Annotated in this window: 18 protein-coding genes; 13 read left to right on the top strand and 5 right to left on the bottom strand. The window is 48.0% G+C overall.

Annotated elements, in window-relative coordinates; genetic code table 11:
• Window positions 1-26: 26 nt before the first annotated feature.
• Window positions 27-1,316, bottom strand: a complete 1,290-nt coding sequence (locus tag A6049_RS03815; protein WP_063563346.1) for a Gfo/Idh/MocA family protein — start codon at window positions 1,314-1,316, stop codon at window positions 27-29.
• A gap of 125 nt (window positions 1,317-1,441) precedes the next feature.
• Here A6049_RS03815 and A6049_RS03820 point away from each other — a divergent pair, with 125 nt between their 5' ends.
• Window positions 1,442-2,326, top strand: a complete 885-nt coding sequence (locus A6049_RS03820) for an AraC family transcriptional regulator (RefSeq protein WP_063563347.1) — start codon at window positions 1,442-1,444, stop codon at window positions 2,324-2,326.
• A 7-nt stretch (window positions 2,327-2,333) separates the two neighbouring features.
• Here the strand turns inward: A6049_RS03820 and A6049_RS03825 are convergent, their stop codons facing one another.
• Together A6049_RS03825 and A6049_RS03830 are read right to left on the bottom strand one after the other, a co-directional pair.
• Window positions 2,334-2,768, bottom strand: a complete 435-nt coding sequence (locus tag A6049_RS03825) for a hypothetical protein (RefSeq protein WP_063563348.1) — start codon at window positions 2,766-2,768, stop codon at window positions 2,334-2,336.
• A 243-nt stretch (window positions 2,769-3,011) separates the two neighbouring features.
• Entirely contained in the window at window positions 3,012-3,956 is a 945-nt protein-coding gene (locus A6049_RS03830) for a glycoside hydrolase family protein (RefSeq protein ID WP_063563349.1), read from the bottom strand.
• 367 nt (window positions 3,957-4,323) lie between these two features.
• Here A6049_RS03830 and A6049_RS03835 point away from each other — a divergent pair, with 367 nt between their 5' ends.
• Both A6049_RS03835 and A6049_RS03840 read left to right on the top strand, forming a co-directional pair.
• Entirely contained in the window at window positions 4,324-4,770 is a 447-nt protein-coding gene (locus A6049_RS03835; RefSeq protein WP_063563350.1) for a RidA family protein, read from the top strand.
• A 5-nt stretch (window positions 4,771-4,775) separates the two neighbouring features.
• Window positions 4,776-5,366, top strand: a complete 591-nt coding sequence (locus tag A6049_RS03840) for a GNAT family N-acetyltransferase (protein ID WP_177031097.1) — start codon at window positions 4,776-4,778, stop codon at window positions 5,364-5,366.
• Window positions 5,367-5,548: 182 nt separating this feature from the next.
• Here the strand turns inward: A6049_RS03840 and A6049_RS03845 are convergent, their stop codons facing one another.
• Both A6049_RS03845 and A6049_RS03850 read right to left on the bottom strand, forming a co-directional pair.
• A complete protein-coding gene (locus A6049_RS03845) occupies window positions 5,549-7,393 on the bottom strand; it encodes an IucA/IucC family protein (protein WP_063563351.1) in 1,845 nt (614 codons plus the stop codon).
• A gap of 24 nt (window positions 7,394-7,417) precedes the next feature.
• Window positions 7,418-8,719, bottom strand: a complete 1,302-nt coding sequence (locus tag A6049_RS03850; protein WP_063563352.1) for an MFS transporter — start codon at window positions 8,717-8,719, stop codon at window positions 7,418-7,420.
• 232 nt (window positions 8,720-8,951) lie between these two features.
• Between A6049_RS03850 and sbnA the strand changes: the two genes are divergently transcribed.
• The 10 genes from sbnA to A6049_RS03900 all read left to right on the top strand — a co-directional run bounded on the left by sbnA (window position 8,952) and on the right by A6049_RS03900 (window position 22,162).
• On the top strand, window positions 8,952-9,959 hold the full coding sequence (sbnA, locus tag A6049_RS03855) for a 2,3-diaminopropionate biosynthesis protein SbnA (RefSeq protein ID WP_090805673.1): 1,008 nt from the start codon (window positions 8,952-8,954) through the stop codon (window positions 9,957-9,959).
• A 27-nt stretch (window positions 9,960-9,986) separates the two neighbouring features.
• Window positions 9,987-11,006, top strand: coding sequence for a 2,3-diaminopropionate biosynthesis protein SbnB (gene sbnB, locus A6049_RS03860; RefSeq protein ID WP_063563353.1), 1,020 nt, complete (start codon window positions 9,987-9,989; stop codon window positions 11,004-11,006).
• Window positions 10,997-12,220 carry a type III PLP-dependent enzyme gene (locus A6049_RS03865; RefSeq protein ID WP_063563354.1) on the top strand — a complete coding sequence of 408 codons (1,224 nt, stop codon included), beginning with the start codon at window positions 10,997-10,999 and terminating at the stop codon, window positions 12,218-12,220. Before sbnB ends, A6049_RS03865 begins: the two co-directional genes overlap by 10 nt.
• A gap of 42 nt (window positions 12,221-12,262) precedes the next feature.
• Window positions 12,263-14,137 (top strand): IucA/IucC family protein, encoded by a 1,875-nt coding sequence (locus A6049_RS03870; RefSeq protein WP_063563355.1) that lies wholly within the window; start codon window positions 12,263-12,265, stop codon window positions 14,135-14,137.
• A gap of 23 nt (window positions 14,138-14,160) precedes the next feature.
• Window positions 14,161-16,227 carry an IucA/IucC family protein gene (locus A6049_RS03875; RefSeq protein ID WP_161490541.1) on the top strand — a complete coding sequence of 689 codons (2,067 nt, stop codon included), beginning with the start codon at window positions 14,161-14,163 and terminating at the stop codon, window positions 16,225-16,227.
• A 134-nt stretch (window positions 16,228-16,361) separates the two neighbouring features.
• Window positions 16,362-17,333: an ABC transporter substrate-binding protein gene (locus A6049_RS03880; protein ID WP_063563608.1), complete on the top strand. Its 972-nt coding sequence runs from the start codon at window positions 16,362-16,364 to the stop codon at window positions 17,331-17,333.
• 290 nt (window positions 17,334-17,623) lie between these two features.
• Window positions 17,624-18,625, top strand: a complete 1,002-nt coding sequence (locus tag A6049_RS03885; protein WP_063563356.1) for a FecCD family ABC transporter permease — start codon at window positions 17,624-17,626, stop codon at window positions 18,623-18,625.
• Window positions 18,622-19,629 (top strand): FecCD family ABC transporter permease, encoded by a 1,008-nt coding sequence (locus A6049_RS03890; protein ID WP_063563357.1) that lies wholly within the window; start codon window positions 18,622-18,624, stop codon window positions 19,627-19,629. The genes A6049_RS03885 and A6049_RS03890 overlap by 4 nt, the downstream gene beginning before the upstream one ends.
• A gap of 45 nt (window positions 19,630-19,674) precedes the next feature.
• The gene (locus A6049_RS03895) at window positions 19,675-21,273 is read left to right on the top strand and encodes a helix-turn-helix domain-containing protein (protein ID WP_161490542.1); all 1,599 of its coding nucleotides are present in this window, start codon (window positions 19,675-19,677) and stop codon (window positions 21,271-21,273) included.
• 76 nt (window positions 21,274-21,349) lie between these two features.
• Window positions 21,350-22,162, top strand: coding sequence for a phosphotransferase family protein (locus A6049_RS03900; RefSeq protein ID WP_063563359.1), 813 nt, complete (start codon window positions 21,350-21,352; stop codon window positions 22,160-22,162).
• Window positions 22,163-22,183 lie beyond the last annotated feature (21 nt).

Here is a 22,183-nt window from a genome sequence, read left to right on the forward strand (position 1 = left end):
AATGTGGTTGGAGCTGCCTTGCGTTCCTAGAAACGAACCAGATTGTTGATGCGAACAGGTAAACCAGTTGCGATAGCGCGATTGGCTGCAATTCCGGTGAGGATGGATCTTGCTCCGTCGAATTGGTTGGCAGCGCGGTGGTAGGGATCATCCGCTGGCTCTCCAAACAGATCATTCAGAAGTACAGGATCACCTCCGCCATGGCCGCCTTCTTTTTCCTCGACCTGAACCTCGTATGGGGCATCGAACATGGGAAGGACTCGCAGTGTTTTCCCAATCAATGCACCTTCAAGATTTTTGTCACCCAGCGAGTTAACATAGGATTGTTCCACAATATTCATTTCGATCCGGCCTTTGGTGCCGTTAATGGCGATGCGATAACCTTCCCACGGCTGGTATGCAACCAGTGAATAGGTCAATATGGCTTTATTCTGATACTGGACAAGAACGCCCATCGTATCCTCGATGTTGATGCCATCTCCGAATACGCTTTGATCCCGCTGGTAGCCGTCTTCCGGCTCAGCATCCAGATACATGGCTTTGAGATGTGCATCCGAATCCAGGTGCAGGGCAAAAGGATCTTCTTGCGCAAGCGGGTTGCCTGTTGCACGAGTGTAAAACTGGGTCACGCCTCGTTCCTCTGCGTTCTCTCTACCATAATACATGAGATCGCCGAATGCGAAGACGGTCTCAGGCTGCGAACCGATCCAATAATTGACCAAGTCGAAGTGATGCGTGGATTTGTGTACGAGCAGTCCGCCACTATTACGCTTGTCCCGGTGCCAGCGGCGGAAGTAATCTGCGCCATGGCGCGTATTCAACAGCCATTCGAAGTGGACCGAAGTCACTTTTCCGATCGTGTCATTCTGAATCAATTCCCTTATTTTGGTATGGTGCGGCGCATAGCGGTAGTTAAAGGTGACGCGTATATTTTGTCCAGTCCGCTTGACGGCATCAAGAATATCCTGACATTTGTGCTCATCGATGGTCATGGGCTTCTCAGTCACAACATCACAGCCAAGCTCCATTGCCCGAATGATGTATTTGTGGTGGGTGCGGTCGATACTGGTTACAATGACGAAGTCCGGCTTCTCGTTCTCAATCATCTGATCGAACTGATCTGCAGTATAGGTTGGCACCTCATTGTATTTATATTTTTCCCTCAGCAGCTGATTGGCGTAATTCATGCGTGTCTGGTTAATATCGCAAAAAGCTGCAAGTTCGGATGTTTCCCTGAAATTTTGGGCTAATGCTCCATAGAAAAATTCAGCACGGCCGCCTGTTCCGACCAATACATAGCGTTTTTTGTTACTCATGTCTATCGCCTCCTTGAATATAGCTCTAGACTATAACAAGGAAGCACTTCATTCGCCGCTTTTTGTGCGTAATCGCTTTCAAATGCCGCTTATTTTGCTATAATTCAATTAAAGGGGGCAGCTGCATGATACAGACATTTCAAGCGGATTACAATGATCCCACCGGATATTTGAATATCGAATATGATCGTCGCATTGGATATTTTTCCATGACGGATGACCATCTGCATGACCATTATGAGCTGTACTACCTGCTATCGGGTGAGCGCATATACTTCATCAAGGATCGAACTTACCGGGTCCAAGCCGGAGATTTCGTATTCATTAACCGTAATACCGTTCATAAAACGATGGAGAGTGGAAGGCCAGATCATGATCGAATTGTTCTGTATATCAAGCCAGAACTGTTCACCGAATTGGCCATTTTACCTGAGCTGGCAGAGGGCCTTAAGGAGCCATTCGGCTGGAATATTCCCATTCTGAGGCTTCCTTCACAGGTAAGTGAAACAGCGGAACGAATGGTCAGTGAAATGATTGATGAGATGGTCCATAACAGAGCTGGAAGCAGCCTGCTGCTGCGTCACCGATCCGTTGAACTCCTGTTGTTTGCTTACCGCAATAAACATTTGGGCACCGTGCACTCGGCCGATAGTGAGCCGGTTCTGCATCCCAAGGCACAGGCAGTGGTGCGTTATCTCAACGATAACTATCATCAGGATTTAGCGCTGCCGGAGGTTGCTGAATTATTTCGAATTAGTCCCCATTACCTTAGCCGTCTGTTCAAACAGACCACAGGTTTCACGTTCAGCGATTACCTCAATCTGCTTCGGGTGAAGGAGGCACAGCGGTTGCTGCGTGAAAGCGAGGATTCCATAACCGAGATCGCTCTGCGAGCGGGATTCAGCAATTTTTCACATTTCGGGAAGATGTTCAAGCGTACGGTTCAGGTGTCACCGAGGACATATCGACAGGAGTTTAGAGAAGTAGGTTCGACGAGAGTGCTGAAATAGGGTGGGTTTATTTCAAACGTTGGAGTCCCTTAATAATGATGTTTGTTTTATCACTTACCTTTTGTAATTCTTTCAATGAAAGCTTCGCATAGGCTGGAGGGACCACATGCCAGTACTGATGGAAAAGGTCACTTCGTTCAGTATATAACCTTTGGGCTGTTCCATCGACCATATTAGTAATGAGCCCATAATATTCGAAAGCGTTCTTAATATTGTTCGTATAGATGCTCAGGTTTGTTTCATCTGTTGTTTTGTTGCTTTTGATGTATCGATCCAGCTCTTTTTTATAATGTATACTTTCCAGAATAACACTGCGGTAAGCTGAGTCGGCAGAAGACTCGATACGATGTTTGAGTTCACGATACTTATGAAAAAAGATGGATGCAATAATCAGAATGATAGTGAATAAAATCAGAATAATATGTCGTGTTTTTGTACTCATAAATACGTCCTTGTTTATGTATTTAGTATTTTCCCATTTTGAAAATGGAGTTCTACATAATAACAAGTAACGACACTTAAACCTATAGGTAAATACAGGAAGGGAATTCTTGACGACACGCGATCCGAAGTCGAACATGTAAAAAAAGAACCTGAGCAATCCTGCGTGCGCAGACATAGGTTCAGGTCCTTTATTATGACGTTGTATAACTGTGTTTAAATCTCACTTTAGGAACAACGCAGCTCAAACCGAAATTTGACTTGTATCGTTCTCCGGTCGCAACTTCATCTGTAACACTTCATCCCGTGGACAGACCAACACACCATCAATGACATCGAGACGTGCGGCCTGAATGGAGGAACGACGTGCGGGTTCGCTGGCATGATCGATACCTTCGATCCGGTCCGGGTGGGTAAAATAAAAGATATAGGCTTCATCATCCTGTACGACGACATCTGCATGCAAACCGATTACACCATCATCCTCACGATTTCCTGGCTGATCGAGAATCAGACTGTTCCATTCCCAATTCTCCAGGTCATCCGATTTGTAAACGGCCTGTCCTCTCCATTCGTCAACAATCATCCAATACGAATCACCGAAACGAAATACGTTCGGCCCTTCATGCGCACGTCCTGCAATAACCGGTCCAATCACATCCCATTGATAGAGATCCGGGCTATCTGCTGCATACGTATGGGACGAATTAGCTTCATCCTTGTACCACATCCGGAATTTTCCGTTCGGCAGCGGGTAAATACACGCATCAATCACACGATCCGAGCTAAGCTCCAGTTTGCCGTGAAAAGTCCAACATATCAGATCCGTACTGGTGTAATGCAAAATGTGCCGATCATGGTCCGCCCAGTCATGGGGCACCCCTTGAATGTAACTGACATACATGTGATACGTGCCTTCATGCCAGAAAATTTCTGGAGCCCAGAACGTATTATGTCCCCATTCATGCTCCAACCCGGTTAACGTACCGCGATAAGTCCAAGACTGTCCACCGTCAGCTGAAGAAGCTACGCCCAAATCCGTGCCATGCACCCAGGCGAACTTTGGCCCTCCGGCTGTGGCTCTGCGATTGGTATAGATCATCCACCAGGTTTGCTCGGAACGATTCCATACAACGACCGGATCAGCAGCTCCATCAAAGATGGGATCACGAAACAATGGTGCACTCATGAAGATTCCTCCTTATATTCAATCCCATTGATTTTGAGAGTTATTGCTTCTATCGTAAAAGAAATGATTTGAAATTACAATATAACGTTTTCAATATTTAAGGAATTATATATTTGTTAATTCATTTAATCTTTCAATTAAAAATCTAACATCGTAAACTGTACCCTGTGTTCTAGTTTGGAGTATTTAATGCTGATCGAAATCTGGAATGTAATTAATTACTTATATAGTAGGAAAATATCTATTCAGCCCATTTTACATCTTGCGGTTCAGGAGCAACCGGCGTATATTGAGATTTAACTAAATTAGGAATAATTTGAAAGATTGATAGCTTGTAAAGACATTTTTGTACATAAAGGAGAAGCCGATGATACAGACCAGATTGGACAAATTGGGCATTGTATTGCCCCAAGCAAGTACGCCGGCAGCAAAGTATACCAATGCGGTGATTGTAAATGGAATCATGTATGTGTCCGGTAAAGGGCCGGATACGCGAGAGCGTGGTAAACTCGGGGAGCAGTTTACGACGGAGCAGGGATATGAATTTGCCCGAAATGCTGCCATCGAGGTGTTGGCTGTCGTTCAGGAAGTGCTTGGTTCGCTGGATCGGGTGAAACGGGTGGTTAAAGTGCAGGGGTTCATCAATGCCACTGCCTCGTACGAGGAGCACCATAAAGTGTTAAACGGGTTCTCGGATCTCATGCTGGATGTGTTCGGAGAACAGGGAGTACACGCCCGTTCCGTTTTTGGTGCTGTATCCGTAAGGGATAACTTGCCGCTGATCATTGACTCGATATTCCAGGTGGAGGAGTAGAGTTCATGACCAATCCCGCTTCGATTAATCCGTTAATGCTGTCTTTTCCAGAAAGTTTCGAAACACCACGTTTGACTATTCGTGCCCCGAGGTGGGGAGATGGAGCGGCAGTGAATGAGGCCATTCGTGAAAGTGTGGAGCAATTACGTTTGTGGCTACCTTTTGCCGAGAACATACCTTCACTGGAGGAATCGGAAGCGAATGCTCGCAAAGCCAGACTGCAATTTCTGGAGCGTACCGACATGATGCTTCATTTACGTGACCGATTTACGGATGAATTCGTGGGCAGCAGTGGACTGCATCGAATCGACTGGAATGCCCGTTGTTTCGAGATCGGTTACTGGATTAGAACTTCTCGTGCCGGTGAGGGTCTCATGACGGAAGCAGTCAGAGGTATAGAGCAGTTCGCAATATCTTATCTGGAAGCGAATCGGCTGGAAATCCGCTGTGATGCCCGCAATGTGCGAAGTGCCAAAGTGGCTGAGCGCGCAGGTTATACGCTTGAAGGTGTACTGCGCAAGATGCGGCGTGACAGTACAGGTACGTTAGTAGATATGATGGTCTTTGCCAAAGTAAGAGGCGATGAGTTCGAATAGAATAGTTTGAAATAAGATAAGAAATGAATCGGAAAATGATTTGAAAGAAAGAAAGAAAGAAACGGTTCCTGGAAGAACACGTTGTGTTGTTCTCCAGGGCCGTTTTTTGGTGTGCAAATATTGGAGGCTGGGAGGTACTTAATAGACTGCTGAATGAATTGGAGCAGATAAAAGGAACCTCCTTACCTCATTGGATTGGGAATGTTGACGTATAGCGGCGTCTCACCACGCTGATGGAACCGGCTGAGCAGATTGGCTTTGGCCGGTAAGGTCTTGGTGGTCAACAGATCACGAATGACGTCGTTGATGTGCGAGGACTCGGCTGTCTTTTTCCGAAGCTCCTCTAACGTATTTCTCACCACCCTCCAGTATGGCTGCTCCTGTTGACCAGTATAGTATGCCAGACGCTGCACCACATGACTGAGGTGATTGACAAAGAAATAATATTTCAATCGATGCCGTGATTCTTCCTCCGTATACAGGACAGGACTGTTGGCGTTGACTACCTGATAGATCCAACCGTGCTGTTCCGCTAAGGCTCGATTGACACTGATGCCCTCCAGATCCCTAACCATAAATGTGGCAGGCATGCCGTCTTCAAGACGCAGCATGGAATTCTGTACATGAGCTTCCAGACTAATGCCTGTCTCGGCATACAGTTCCACAAGTGGAACCATGGACAACTCCAGATATTGACGAAGCCATTCATACCAGTCTGTCTGCACCCTCGTATCATTTACACGATCCGGCGACGAAGATGATTGGAGACTTTCCCGGACAGCCCGGAACAACAGCGGTTCGGCTTCTCCCGGAAGTACCTCCATGAGAGAGGCCACAACATAAGGCGCCCCTGAAGCAGAGCGGCAAGACTCTGGTGCTTCACGCAGGATCATGGAGAATCCCGAGATCAGCGCATCCTGAGTAGACGAAGGTATCTCTGGAACCTTCAAGCTACGGTAGCCTTTTTCCAGCAAAATTTGAAATTTCTCTGACGTCCAGCGATCCTGAATCTGCAGTACAATTCTGGATGCATCCAGTGTGCGCAGCAACTGCTCTTCATTGTTCTCGCGAATAAAATTTGTAATTCGAATATTAAGAGACAGCTTGTAGAAACAACCTTCCTTCGGATTCCAGACCGTGCGCACCGATGAGGTTGGGTACACGTAGGGCCCTGTAGAGCCCAGATCAATCAAAGTGCCTTGTTGTAATAAGGACTTTACAGGTTCAAGTGTCCGCAAATAGGCAGCCTGCCAAGGATGACAAGGGAGGAGGACATACTGTTTGCTTGCCAGAGAGAGGTACTTCCAGGCGGCCTCGGCCATTTCTGCAGGAACCCAGGGTGCTTCACTGCCATAATCCACGGTATCCAGCCAATCCTCGAACACAAGTTCAGGTGCTGCGGCAAAACAACTGAGAGGAAAGCTAACGCCAAATTCTGGCGAATAGGCATGCGAATCCGAAGAACTGAAGCCCTCCAGACTTTTCGGAGTTGGATGAAATGGATGACCACATAGTAGTGCCTGTTCCAGATAGCGAAAATCCAATGTTACAGGAGAGGTTGTACTTAGGGCATGCTCCAGATAAGAGGTCATATGCTCCAAACTGTTGTAAACCATCTGCTCCAGCTCTACTCTTTTCAACATTCGGGCTTCAAGATTGGGTTCTACAGATGATATTTCATCGAGCAACAGCGTCGTTATTTGTTCAAAAGAAACCTCTCTCCAACCATCGGGCTGTGCCTCGTCTGATTCTGCAATGTGAAACTTGTCGCCATAGACATGATGTCCAGCGGCGGAACGATGAAGCAGATTTCCATATATCCTCTGACCAGTACGCGGAAGCTCAATAACAAGCGAAAGGTCTGGCCGCGTGGCAATTCGAACATAAGGATCATGCTGTTCGGTTTCTCGAAGATAGGCGTTCAATATACGGCTTAGCATCTCCTGACGGGCAATTCCGCTCGGCGATACTAAAGAGGGATGAACAGTCTGCTGGAATGGATCGATGGTGACGTTATCCTTGGTCATGATTGATTATCATCCTTTCACAAATTATTGGAGTGGCAGTTGTACGGGAGCTTTTGGCTCATGAACCGCTGGGCGGCGTACAGCAAGCGAAGCGGCGAGCATGACTGTCCCCATGACAAGAAATACAGCTGGAATTCCCCAGATACCTCCGATTAGAACCCCAATGGACGGACCGGCAATCTGACCAGCCATTAACATGCTGTTGGTAGCTCCGATGCGCACGCCCCGATCCTGATCGGTGGAGGATTTGAGCACGTTGAGCATGACCGTCTGCAATAGGGCGCTGTAGAAGAATCCTTGCAGAAAACGTACAACCAGCAGCCAGGCCACCCCGAGTGGAAGTGTATGTGCAAGCAGGCACAAGCCGCATAACAAACCAGCCAGCCGGAGATTGCGTTCGGGTAAGTAACGATCGTTTCGCTTACCCCACCACGATGCGCCAACCAATTCACCAACCGAAGACATCGCGAGCAGAACCCCGACGGTAAGTGCAGCTGCACCTGAGGAAGGGACGATTTCACGAATAAACGGAGTAAACATCGTAAATGTTGCAAAATCTGCGAGCTTGAAAATGATGCCTGCGATAACGAGTCTTCGGGCAATCGGATGTGTAATCAGCGAAACGAAGGCATGGATAATTCCGCTCTTGTTTTTGTTTTTGCTATGGTTGTTCAACATAGCGACCGAAGGCTGGTGCTGTTCCACAGGAGATACTTGAGTATTGTTCTTGGCCGTACGAGTCCGATGCGTCGTCGCCCCCGTTAATACGATTGCGGCAAGCACAGCAAAACTCAACGTCAACGAGGCCGTAATGAACAATAGCGGACGACTTCCCCATGTGTTTACACATATGCTTCCTAGCAGTGGTCCCACGAGCAGACCTGCTGCCGATGCCCGCTCCAACTGTCCGAGCGCAGAACCCTGCTTTTGGTCAGGGGCATGGGTTCCCACAAACGCACTGCTCGCATCAGATATGCCACCGAAAGCCCCCTGGCAGAGACGGAACAAAAAGAATTGAAAGGGCGTCTGGGCAATGCCCATCAGAAACATGCTAAGGGCCAGTCCGACCAGCGCTCTGACAACCATCCATTTTCGACTCCAACGATCTCCGATCTTACCCCAAAAAGGGGTTAGCAGTGCGTAGGATAGAGCAGGTGCAGATACGGACAGACCTGTCCACATCAGCACTTCTTCCGGCGTTCCCGCGTTCAGATGCTCCATGTAGTACGGTATAAAAGGGCTGATTCCAGTCAGCCCGGCACTGGAAAGAAAGCGCCCACCCCACAAAATGCGGACGCTCTGTTTCCATGCCATTTGAGACATCATGTGTCCACTTCACCACCTTGATTTTGGCAATTTGAAACCAATTGCTGATCAGATTATCAAGAATGATTCTCAATGTCAATCTTATTTTTTTCAAAAACTTTCCAAAAATTTTAGTGTTGACAGGAAAAAAAAGGATATGCATAATAGGCCCTGTGTCCAAATGTGAAAATGATAATCATTATCAATAAAGCGATTTTGGACAACAATATGCCCAGAAAGCTGGTGTAAACACATGGAACAAAGTACCCTGCAAATCAAGGATCGCTCGCTTAAAGTTGCGGATTCCATTATCGATTGTATTGGTCAAACACCACTGGTTCGCTTGAATTCCCTGTTCGGATCTTCAGGAGCATCGGTGTATGCCAAGCTGGAAATGATGAACCCCGGCGGCAGCATGAAAGATCGACCTGCAAGATACATTATCGAGCAGGGTCTGCGAGACGGAACGATCAAACCGGATACGCATCTTATCGAGAGCACTTCAGGAAACTTGGGAATCGGTCTCGCATTAACCGCCAAACGATATGGCCTGAAATTCACCTGTGTGGTTGATCCAAAAATCACATCAACGAATCTGAGAATGATAACCTACCTCGGGGCACAGGTTGACATGGTGACTGAACCGGACGAACACGGAAGTTATTTGCAATCCCGTATTCGCAGGGTCAAGGAGTTAGCCAGTCAGGACCCGGCAGGTTACTGGATCAACCAGTATGCCAACCCTTTGAACTGGCAAGCTCACTATCATGGTGCAGGTCAGGAGATTGTGGAGCAGATGGATGGACAGATAGACGTACTAGTGTGTGCAGTGAGTACGACTGGAAGTATTCTGGGCATATCCCGCCGTGTGAAAGAGGCAAATCCGCATGCGCTAATCGTAGCCGTTGATGCAGTTGGCTCGATCATTTTTGGCACACCATCACGTCAGCGTGAATTGCCGGGTATCGGCGCCAACCGTGTCCCTGAGTTATTCAGCCCGAACGAGATTGACCAAGTTATTCATGTGGACGATCGGGAATCTGTGCTGGGCTGCCAGAAGCTGCTGGAACGGGAAGGCATTTTTGCAGGAGGTTCGTCCGGATCACTGGTTGCTGCACTGGAAAAACTGGTTCCAACCTTGCGGCCTTCAGCCAAGGTGGTTACTGTTTTCGCAGATCGTGGAGAACGTTATCTGGACAGTGTGTATGACGAGCAATGGGTTAATCAATTGCCGCCAAGCCAAACGATCAAGAGTATATAAAAAATTATCTCGGAGGAGAGATCAGATATGAGTACCGTTCAGGATCATAGCCTTTTGTATATGAGTAAACAGGATATTATAGATCTGGGAGGGCTGTATTCAGAGCCATATGTCAAAGCAGTAACCCGTGCACTGGAGCTTCATGCCAAGCGGGATATCGTGCAACCGTTGAAGCCTTATCTGCGGGTTAACGAGGAGAGCGGTCATATTGCCGATCGCATTATTGCGATGCCTGCGTATGTGGGTGGCGATGTAGCGATCAGTGGTCTCAAGTGGATTGGGAGCAAACATGATAATCCGGCCAAGCGTCATAAGGAACGTGCAAGCGCTCTTATTATCCTCAATGATCCGGAAAGCAACTATCCGGTGGCGGTGATGGAAGGCAGCGTGATCAGCGGGATGCGTACGGCGGCAGTTACAGCTATCGGGGCAAGGTATTTAGCCAGAGAAGGTTTCCGCACAGTGAGCGTGATTGGCTGCGGGGTGATCGCCAGAATGCAGATCACCTCGCTGCTTGAACAATTTGACTCCATTCGGACCATCCATTTGTATGACCTGAATGCCGATACGGCCCGCCAGCTTGCCGATGAAATTGGTTCGCGTTTTGATCAGGTTGAAGTACGGGTGGAAGATTCGTCAGAACAAGCGGTACGACAAGCGGAAGTACTCGTAACAGCTACGGTAGCCTCATCGCCGCATATTCCGTATGAATGGATTGCCAAAGGTACATTTGTTAGCAACATCTCGATTATGGATTTGCACAAGGATGTATTTACGCAGGCAGACAAAGTAGTCGTGGACGATTGGGATCAATCCAACCGGGAGAAAAAGATTATTAATCAGCTGGTGCTGGAGGGCAAATTCTCCCGTGAGCAGCTTCACGCTGAACTCGGCGAGATCCTGATAGGGGAAAAGCCAGGACGCGAACATGAGGATGAGATTATTGTGCTGAACCCGATGGGGATGGCGATTGAGGATATTTCCAGTGCGGCAGAGATGTATGCAAGAGCCGTTGAACAAGGAAAGGGCACACGTTTATGGCTATAGAGCTGAATACAGGGCGTATGCCTCAGGTTGCAAGAGTCCGTGAGCATTTATTGGCACTGAAAGAACAACAGACCGAACCGGTATGTGCCTACATCCGGGATGTAACAGCACTCGTCGCTCATGTGCATCAGCGTGTACAATCCATGCCGGAATCTAGTCAGCTGTTCTATGCCATCAAAGCCAACTCGGAAGAAGAGGTGCTTCGAGCGCTGGCCTCTGTAGTTCATGGCTTTGAAGTGGCATCTTTGGGCGAGATCGTGAAGGTGAGACAAGTCTCAGCGGATATTCCGATTCTGTTTGGTGGACCAGGCAAGACAGAAGCAGAGCTTCGGGGAGCGATAGATCATAAAGTGCAGCTTATTCATGTGGAAAGTATACATGAGATAAACAAGCTGAACGAGATTGCGAGTCAAAATGACGTTCGGGTATCCGTATTGCTGCGGATTAACCTGAAAGGTCCACTGCCTCAGGCGACACTGGCGATGGGCGGTCGTCCGACCCAGTTCGGAATCGACGAGGTCATGCTGCCACAAGTCATGAACCAGCTCCGACACTTGCCACATATTCAGGTGGAAGGGTTTCATTTTCACTCCCTTTCGAACAATCTAGATGCGGAGCAGCATGTGAAACTGATTGAGTATTACTGCACCATCGCGCGGGATTGGGCGAGGCAATATGGTTTCACGCTTCGGTATTTGAATGCCGGGGGTGGAATTGGTGTGAACTATGCGCATCTGGAGCAACAGTTCGACTGGAACACATTTGTGAATGGTATTGCACCGGTATTGCAAAAGGAACTGCCTTCGGAAACGACTTTGTTGTTCGAATGTGGGCGTTACCTTACGGCATCGAGTGGGTATTATGCAACCGAGGTGCTGGACGTTAAAGTCAACCACGGCAAAACATATGTCATCGTGCGTGGCGGTACACATCATTTTCGCCTACCCGTTTCTTGGCAGCACAGTCATCCGTTTGAGGTGATTGAGGTGGAGAACTGGACGCATCCGTATGACAGACCCGAGGTGAAGCAAAACGCTTTTACAGTGGCAGGCCAGCTATGTACTCCGAAAGATATTTTGGCAAGTGATATTACGTCAAGCGGGGTTCGGGCAGGAGACATTTTGCTGTTCCAATATGCGGGTGCTTATGGCTGGGCGATCTCGCATCATGACTTTTTGAGTCATCCACATCCGCAGCACATTTATTTGCATTAACACGTAAACGGTTTGAGGCAGTGCAATCATGGGAGGTGTCATATGAACGGTCTAACAGCAGCATTGGTCAGGTCCGATGAGTGGATAATGGTGCGGCGACGTATTTTCAGGCAATTGGTGGAGTCGTTTCTGTATGAGCAAATCTTGAATGAACCGGTGATCGGGCCTTATGCGGAGGCAGAGTATACACTGCGAGGGGAGACGGAGACAGGAGAGAAGGTGGAATACACCTTTTGGGCTGTACGAAAAGAGAGCTTTGACCGCATTCGGTTGTCAGATAAACCAATTATACGGGTAACATCGAAAGATCGAGCGGAAGCAGATTCCATTCCTCGTTTTTTACTGGAGATGGCTGCGCATATTCCCACATCCGAAGCTCAGCTTGGGCAATTCATGGATGAGCTTCAGCAAACCCATCTGAAGGACACGCTGTCTGTGCGATGGCGTGCTGGTCAGCCCGAACCTCGGGTATCGGAATATGACGAGTGGGAATCTGCCCTGATTGAAGGGCATCCGTATCATCCTTGTTACAAATCCAGAGTTGGATTCACGCTCTCTGACAATGAAGCCTACGGACCGGAGTTCGGACCCGAATTCAAGCTGGTCTGGATTGCGATTAAACAGGATTCAACCCAAATATCCATTTCGTCTTCACTGGACACGTATGCTGAGTTTATCCATAACGAGCTGGGGCAGGAGCTACAGACATTCAAGTTGATTTTGCAGGAAGTTATATCGTCTGCGAACTTGAAATTGAACTCGGCTGCCAATGCCGAGGTGAAGTTGAATACGGATGGGGATGCAAGTGTGGACGAATATGTATTTGTTCCTGTGCATCCCTGGCAGTGGGAGCGAATCATATCGGTGGCGTGTGGGGAGCAACTCCGAACAGGGGAGATTGTCTATCTGGGTCAAGCAGGTGACACCTACCGTCCTCAACAATCCATTCGCACATTGACGAATGTGAGTCATCGCGATAAACCGTATGTCAAACTGCCGCTGAATATGGTGAATACATCATCCGGACGAATTCTGGCACAGCACACAATCATGAATGCGGCCCGTATCTCTGATTGGCTTGGTCGTGTGGTGGCAGAAGATTCGTTTTTACAGGGTGAGCTTGGTCTGATTGTGCTGAAGGAGATTGCGGGGGTATCGTACCATCACCAGAAACTGCCCAATATGCTGGAGCAAAAAATATACGGATCACTCGGGTCTATCTGGCGGGAAAGTCTGCATCCGCGCTTAATGGCAGGAGAAGAGGCTTTGCCATTCAATGCTCTGTGTCATCTCGATCAGCAGGGCACTCCGGTCATTAAACCGTGGATAAACGAATATGGCCTGGATCGCTGGGCCCGGCAATTGCTGAATATTGCGGTGGTACCGCTGATACATCTGCTGTACGCACATGGGGCGGCGCTGGAATCACATGCGCAAAATATGATCATCGTGCTGAAAGAAGGATGGCCCAGCCGGATTGCGCTTAAGGATTTCCATGACGGTATCCGTTACTGCCCATCCATTCCTCACCCGTTTGGATACCCGGAAATTGAATATCCGCCTGCCAACCATCAGCGGGTGAATCGCAATTCGTTTGTGGAGAAAGAAGACCCTTCTGAGGTGAAGGACTTTATGTTGGACGCGTTGCTTTTTATCAACCTGACCGAAGTGGCATTTTTTCTGGAGAAGCACTTTGATCTGAGCGAAAAGCAATGGTGGCGCATGGCTACCGAAGTAATTTTGAATTACCAGGAGCGGTTCCCGGAGTTACAGGCGCGATTCGAACAGTTTGACGTTTTTGCACCCGAGATCGAAGTGGAACAGCTGACCAGACGGCGAATTCATGAAGGGCCGGGGGATTGTGTGCATCGGGTAAGTAATCCACTGCATGTCTACAGGCCAGTTCGGCAGAATTAATCAGGGGGGAGGAGAGCATGCGCATGGAAAGTACGAGAATATCTGAATATCAGAGCCATGATGAGGATCAGGAGAGGCAACCGTTTTGCAAAGAGGACTCCTTTAGCCATCCAGAAAATGTTGTTGCAAGTTCTAGACTTGGAGTGGAGAAGGAGCATTGGCAAAATCAACAAAGAAAATTGTACACCGCAGCGCTGTCTTCATACCACTATACCGATGCACGCAGACGCATATTCAGACAGTTGGTTGAATCCTTGATGTACGAAGGTGTTATGGAATATACCTCAAGGGAGGAGCAGGGGTTCAACGTTTGGGAAATGGAGGGTACAGGGCTGAATGGTGAACGGGTCATCTACGCATGCAAGGGAACAGGGCATCTTACCTTTGGTCGTTTGCGGTTGAACCATGAACCGATTACAAGACGTGTCTATGTGGATGAGACTCCGGCTTCGAAAAGTAACAGCATTCAAAAGAGAGAACCTATTCTGCCTGGAACTACAGCCGGCCAAGAAGCGGAGTCGATTTCTCTATTTTTGCTGGAAGTTGGACCAGCGATAGGCGCCGATGAAGGGAAGCTGCTACATTTTGTTAAAGAACTGGAGCAGACGCTGATCAATGACACACTGGCGCGATATGTACGGGCTGAGCGGCAGACTGATCTACATGCTCTTCCCGATGAAGACTGGGAAAGTGGAATCATCGAGGGTCATCCATATCATCCAAGTTATAAATCCCGTATCGGCTTCCGAATCGAAGATCAGCTTGAATATGGACCCGAGTTCGGCGGATGTATTAAACCGATATGGGTTGGAATTCATAAGCAAAACGCACGGATAAGTCATGGCACGAATGAACATGGACCGGCTACAAGGGAATGGCTTCAGGATCAACTTGGCGAACAAGTGTTGGAACGCTTCCTCACGGCACTACAGGAAATGGGTGCTGATCCGGCAGAATATGTGCTGATGCCAGTCCATCCGTGGCAATGGCGAACAACGATCAGTTCTGTACTTGCAGAAGATATTCGTAACGGAAGCATCGTACCGCTTGGTAGCAGCGAAGACCGATATACTGCTCAACAGTCGATCCGCACGCTAGCTAACCGATCACGTCCCCATTCACCGTATTTGAAGCTGTCGCTCAGTATGATCAATACATCAACTAGCAGGGTGATCGCCCCACATACGGTTGAGAATGGACCTCGCATTACCGACTGGCTGCAGGGAATTAGCAAGCAAGATCCCTACTTGAGGGATGAACTGCGTGTCATTCTTTTGGGAGAGATTGCTGGCGTTGCATACGACAATCATCAGATACCGGATGTTTTGAAGCCACTCTCGTATGGTGTACTGTCCTGCATTTGGAGGGAAAGTGTATATTCCCGGCTGGAACCAGGTGAATCAGCGATTCCGTTTAATGCATTGTCTACACTGGACTATGCAGGGCGCCCGGTGATTGATCCTTGGGTGAAAAAGTTGGGTGCTGATGAATGGTTGTCCGAGCTGTTACTGACTTCGGTACGACCGCTCATTCACTGGTTATTCGCTCATGGGATTGCGCTGGAGTCTCATGCACAGAATATGCTGCTAATTCACCGGGAAGGCAGACCCTCACGCGTTGCGCTGAAGGATTTTCACGATGGAATTCGATTTACAAGAGAGGCACTTGCCGATCCAAAGCTCTCTCCAGCGCTTGTCGAGGTGCCGGAATATCATCGTCGTGTGAACCGTAATTCATTCCTGGAGACGGAAGAACCGACAGAAGTTCGGGATTTCATACATGATGCCTTTTTCTTTATCAATCTTGGAGAGCTGGCTTTGTTCATGCAGGAGCATTACCAGATCAGAGAGCAGACCTTCTGGAACAAAGTTCGTAAGATTATTACCGACTATCAACAGTGTTTCCCTGAATTTCATGAACGGTACGAATTGTATTCCTTGTTTGATCCTGAGATCGGAGTAGAGCAATTGACGAAGCGGCGCTTGTTTCCAGATCATGAATTGCGTATTCATCAAGTTCCGAATCCACTGGAGCACACGATTATGGATAAATATGGGTCTAATGAGGATGAATTAAAAAATAGTATATGAGATCAAAAGAATATTGCATGGACAGAAACTGGAATTGTGGGATATTGTTTTAATAATGATAATCATTATTGATTAGGTTATTAAATAGGATCAGGGGGTTGGATGGAATGCAAGTAGAGAGAAAGAGGATTGGAATGAAATCATGGATACATTTTGCTATGTTGGCAGTACTGATGCTGGTGCTAGCGGGTTGTGGAAATTCGGGATCGGGTGCAGCCAATGGTACAGCAGCGGAAACCGCTCCAACCGAACCAAAGCAAGAAGAAACCGTAGCCAATACTGGCGATACACCTACCGTCAAAGATGCATATGGTGAGGTACAGGTTCCAACCAATGCAAGTCGAATTGTGGTACTGGACATTGGGGCCTTGGATAATTTGCTCGAGTTGGGCATTAAACCTGTAGGCGCACCTTCCATCCTGGCAGCAGGCGATCCGTATCCGGCTTATCTAAAAGGCACAGAAGGCATTGAGAATATCGGATCGGTGAATGAACCAAGCCTGGAGGCTATCGATGCACTGAAGCCGGACTTGATCATTGGTAATAAAGATACACATGATGCTATCCATGATCAGTTAAAACAAATCGCGCCTACGGTGTTTGTAGAAACACTTGGGGTTACCTGGAAAGAAAATCTGCAGCTTCATGCCGATGCTGTAAACAAGCTGGAAGATGGCAAGAAGCTGTTGGATACATATCAGCAGCGCATTGAGGAATTGAAATCTACGCTTGCAGGCAAAGATGCCAAGGAAGTATCGCTGTTCCGTCCCCGTGAAGACAAAATTCAGGTCTATCTGAAAGAAACATTTGCAGGTACGATTATGGAAGATTCCGGAATTGTTCGTCCCGCAGCACAGCAGGATGCAGGCTTCTCCAAGGATATTACGGAAGAACAGATTGCTGATCTTGATGGTGACGTAGTCTTCTGGTTTAACCGTGAGCCGGATGCATTCGCCAAACTGGAGAAAAGTAAATTGTGGGCAACGTTGAAAGGAGTCCAAAATGAAGCTGTGCACCCGGTTGACTGGGAGTACTGGATGAGTGGCCTGGGCATTCAGGCTGTAAACAAGGTCGTGGATGACCTGAACACCTATGTAGCCAACTAAACACAAAACATGCTGGACCTTTTCTAGCGGCAATGGATTGGGATTCAGCACTTATCAATTGCAATTATGCTTCCAAGTGGTCATAGCTTAACTGTAAAATTGGGTCGTCGAATGTGACGATCCAATTTTTCTGATTTTTCTGCATAGGGCTCGTTCCATGTTATATTCGTGCTCTATATTTGTTCTTATATAATAGAAGGAAAAATTTTGACAGTTCGTTTTTTCAAGTGATTTATACAACATATTGAAGTACATAAATCAAGCAGCATGCAGGTTGGAGGCGTAGAAAAATGAACACAAACACCAGGTTTAAAATCACTGGTTTAGCAACCATCATCGTGTTGACACTTCTCGCGTTTCTATTCAGCATCATGTATGGCATCGTACAGATTCCATTGCGTTCTGTTGTGGATACGTTCTATGCCTTTGATGGCTCGCGTGAACACCTGATCATTCAAACCGTCAGGCTGCCAAGAGCGGTTATTGCCGCAGTGGTTGGCAGCTCACTGGCTGTGGCCGGGTGCCTGATGCAGGCGATTAGCCGCAATGCCCTCGCAGGTCCTGAACTGTTCGGTATTAATTATGGCGCGGCACTTACCGCGGTGCTTGCTTCCTTTTGGCTGGGAACGACGTCTCTACAATTATTTGCATGGTCTGCGCTGTTGGGGGCGGCGGTTGCAGGCGTGCTGGTTTTCCTTCTTAGTTCCACGGGCAGACAACCCTTATCTTCAGTCAAACTAGTTCTGGCAGGGGCTACATTAAATTTGTTATTTGCTTCATTGACACAAGGCATTCTTATCCTGAATGAGCAGTCCCTGGATACGATGCGTTTCTGGTTGGCGGGTTCATTAACAGGCAGAGATCTTGATCTGTTTATTCAAATTCTGCCTTATCTGATCATTGGCATCATCTGTGCGTTTGCATTAAGCAGTCAATTGAACATTTTTGGCTTAGGAGATGAAGTGGCTCAAGGATTAGGACAGCGAATGAAGATGATTAGGATCATCTGTATTATCGCTATTGTTCTGCTGGCTGGCAGTGCCGTCGCACTTGCCGGACCCATCGGGTTTATCGGGTTGGCCATTCCGCATATTGCAAGATCGATAACAGGCAGTGATTATCGCTGGGTAGTTCCGTACTCTGCTGTTCTCGGGGCACTACTGCTGCTCACAGCAGATATTGGGGCGAGATTTGTCTTGCCGGGGCAGGAAATTCCTGTTGGGGTGGTTACAGCCTTCTTCGGTGCTCCTTTCCTCATCTATCTGGCCCAAAGAAAGGAGAGATCGATATGATTTCTTCTATTATAAAGAGACGTGCATTCACCATTATTCTGATTCTCTTGATGTTGAATGTGGGAGCGCTTGTGCTTAATGTGATGTTGGGAGATCGCTCCATCCCTCCGGGAGAAGTATTGCGTAGCTTGATGGGCAGGGGAGATCAGGAATATCACTTCACCATTCATCAGTTAAGGCTGCCCCGGGTACTGACCGGTTTTCTGGTTGGATGCGGTCTGGCATTGGCGGGTACAATCCTACAGGTCATTACGAGGAATCCTCTGGCATCACCTGGCGTGATTGGGCTGAATTCGGGTGCGGCTGCGGCGGTGGTTGCCGTCATGGTGCTGGTTCCTACTTTTCCAATGCGTCATATGCCGTGGATTGCATTCATTGGAGCCTTTCTCGCGGCCGCGGTAATCTATGGATTGTCATGGAGAAAAGGAGAGGCGAGTTCCACGGTTCGCATGCTGCTGATTGGTGTGGGCATCTCTTCAATGGCAGGTGCGTTAATCACATATTTGCTGACGGTGGGCAAAATATTCCGGGTCTCCCAGGCTTCTGTGTGGATGGCAGGGAGTCTATACGGACGAACGTGGGAACACTTTTGGCCTTTAATGCCGTGGCTGCTGATTCTGTTTCTTCTATTAATATGGATGTCCAGATGGCTGGATATGTTTCTGCTGGATGTCCAGTCGGCTGCTGGACTCGGTCTGCGGGTGGAGACGATGCGGGTGTTGTTCCTTCTGATGAGCGTAGGGCTCGCCGGGTCTGCGGTGTCGATGGCAGGAACGATTGGATTTGTCGGCTTAATGGCCCCTCACATGGCAAAACATCTGGCAGGCAGCCGGAGTCTGGTTCGCTTGCCAATTGCGGCGTTGCTTGGAGGACTGATCGTCATGCTCGCAGATCTCACCGGACGGACATGGTTCGCTCCGTATGAGATTCCAGCCGGATTAATTACGGCGATTATTGGGGCTCCGTATATGATGTATTTGCTGTTACGACGCAGAGGGATATAATGAAGAAAAGGATTCAGAATGCAAGAAAGGCTGGTGCATTTTTTCATGCCATCATATGTGAACGAAGCCAATCTAATCTATCTTTTATCTTCAGTACGTAAACGAAAGTTTCCCATGACCCGACAAGCCAAACATGTTCGGGTTCCTGTATACATATTATGCTTTATTACAGAGGGCGAAGGGGTTGTTGTACTGGATGGTGCGCTACAGAAGGTTCGTCCTCTCCAGTTATATTTGCTTGTACCCGGCATGATTGTGGAATTCCCGGAACAAGGTAGTACGTTCGAATATTATGGTGTATGGTTTGAACCGATTCGGCTAACCAAGACCAGAGGTAGATATGAAACATTGCCTTCCCTATCCTTATCCGGTGCACTCTCACCAGGGCATATTCCCGTTCATCATCCACAACAGATCCTCCAACAGATCGTGCAGTTGTATCATCACAGTCGGCAAGAACGAAATCGGGATTCATTGAATTTGAGAATTCAGTTAGAGCAATTGATCCAGAATATTATGAAGAATGAACCGGAACAGCTGGATACCGTAGTGGATGAACGGGTTGAACGGAGCATCCTTTATATGGAGCAGCACTATACGGACAAAGTAAGCATTGAACAGCTGGCTGAAGCAGCAGGTGGCATGCCGCCGGTTGCTTTTTCACGTTTGTTCCGAAGTGAAACAGGTCTGCCACCAGTCGAGTACCTGAGCAATGTGCGCATGACCCATGCAAAACAGATGCTGAATACAAAGAACAGTCGAGTGAAGGAAGTGGCAGCTGCAGTCGGGTTTCGAAGTGAATTTTACTTTAGTCGCATGTTTCAGCGCATGGTGGGTGTATCCCCTACATTATATATGAAGCGAGGCAAGTTAAAGGTGGCTGTAGCATCCTCACTCGGATTCGGAGACCATCTGAAATCAGTTGGAATCGAGCCGGTCTGTGTGGTGGATTTATTCCAATATCCAGGACAGAGCAATGAACAGTATGCGGAACAATTGCACAGCCAACTGCTGGAATTGGAGCAGTGCAATCCAGATATGATCATCGCCGATCATTATCATACAGAGTTCAGAGAGCAGTTTAAACAAACGGCTGCGCCTGTATTTCTGGATTTCTCTGTGTGGGACTGGAAAGGAAACTTTGAGAAAATTGCCGAGTTGGTGAACCGGGAACGCGAGGCTGCGGAGATGCTGACTCGTCTGGATGTGCAGACTGAGACAACAGGCCAGACATTGCGCCGGATACTGGGCCAGGAACGGATCACTATCATGCAAGTGAGCCACCGGACGATTGGCATTCAGGGCAGGGTGAATCATCCGCTCAATGAATTGGTATACGGCGAGCTTGGTCTGCGCCCGGGTAATCAGGCTCCAGCAGAACTGTGGCGTATGGAGCTGCAACCGGAGGCCATGCCTGTATTGGAGACGGAACATTTGTTAATTCATCATCATCATATTCTCGCCGGTAGTGACAAAATGTATGACCAGTTGACCAGAACGGCAGCATGGCCCCAGATTCCGGCGGTGAAGGATGGAAAAGTTAAGCGCATTCCCAATTGGTTTGTGATGAGCTGGACTCCACTGGGGAGACAACGAATCATGAATGAATTGATGGCAGCCGTGGGTGAACATCAACAGCGATAAACAGCACTGAACTGGTAGCGTTACAACAGGGATCGTACTGCAATAGGTAGTCTACTCATGTTAGGGAGAGTGAAGAATGAGACGTATTGGGCAAGGACGAACGGCTGAGATCTATGAGTACCCATCAAATCAGATTATGAAATTATACCATGCGGATTTTCCTGCCGAAGCCGTCCAGAATGAGTTTCGAATTACCGAGGCAGTATTCCAAAAGGGCCTACCTGTGCCACAGGCAAGATTGTATATGGATGATGAATCGCGTAAAGGGATTATATTTGAACGGATTGAAGGCAACACGATGTTATCCCTCATGATTCAGGAGCCCGTGTTGATCGAAGAACTATCGCGTCAAATGGCAGTCTGTCATCATAGCCTTCACGCCCAACAGGATGATGAAGGAGCACTCCCCACACAAAAGCAGATTCTTACTGGGGCCATTCGCAATACCTTTCTATTGTCGGAAGAAGAAAAGGTGCAGGTTATCAATTATATGTCGTCGCTTCCAGAGCGAAAGCAAATTTGTCATGGCGATTTTCATCCCGATAATGTCATGTTAAATGAAATGAGAGATCAATATTGGGTTATAGACTGGATGACAGGCATGTCGGGTGATCCAGCGGGTGATGTGGCACGAAGCTGGGTAATATTAATGAGCGGTACGTTGCCGGAGGATACAGACCCGGCTGTTCATAAGGGATTTGAATTGGCTCGCAATGTAATGCTGGATCATTATATCCAACATTACATCCAGATTTCCGGGATATCTCGCCAGGAGCTGGATGCCTGGATTTTGCCTGTCGCGGCTGCACGTCTAGACGAGAGGTTACCTACAGTGGAAGCGGATCAGTTAATTAAGCTTGTGCAGGATCGTATTCGTCTGCTGAAATGACATATTTAGTGTAACTAACAA

This window comes from Paenibacillus sp. O199, from assembly GCF_001636635.1.
Lineage (GTDB): Bacteria > Bacillota > Bacilli > Paenibacillales > Paenibacillaceae > Paenibacillus > Paenibacillus marchantiae.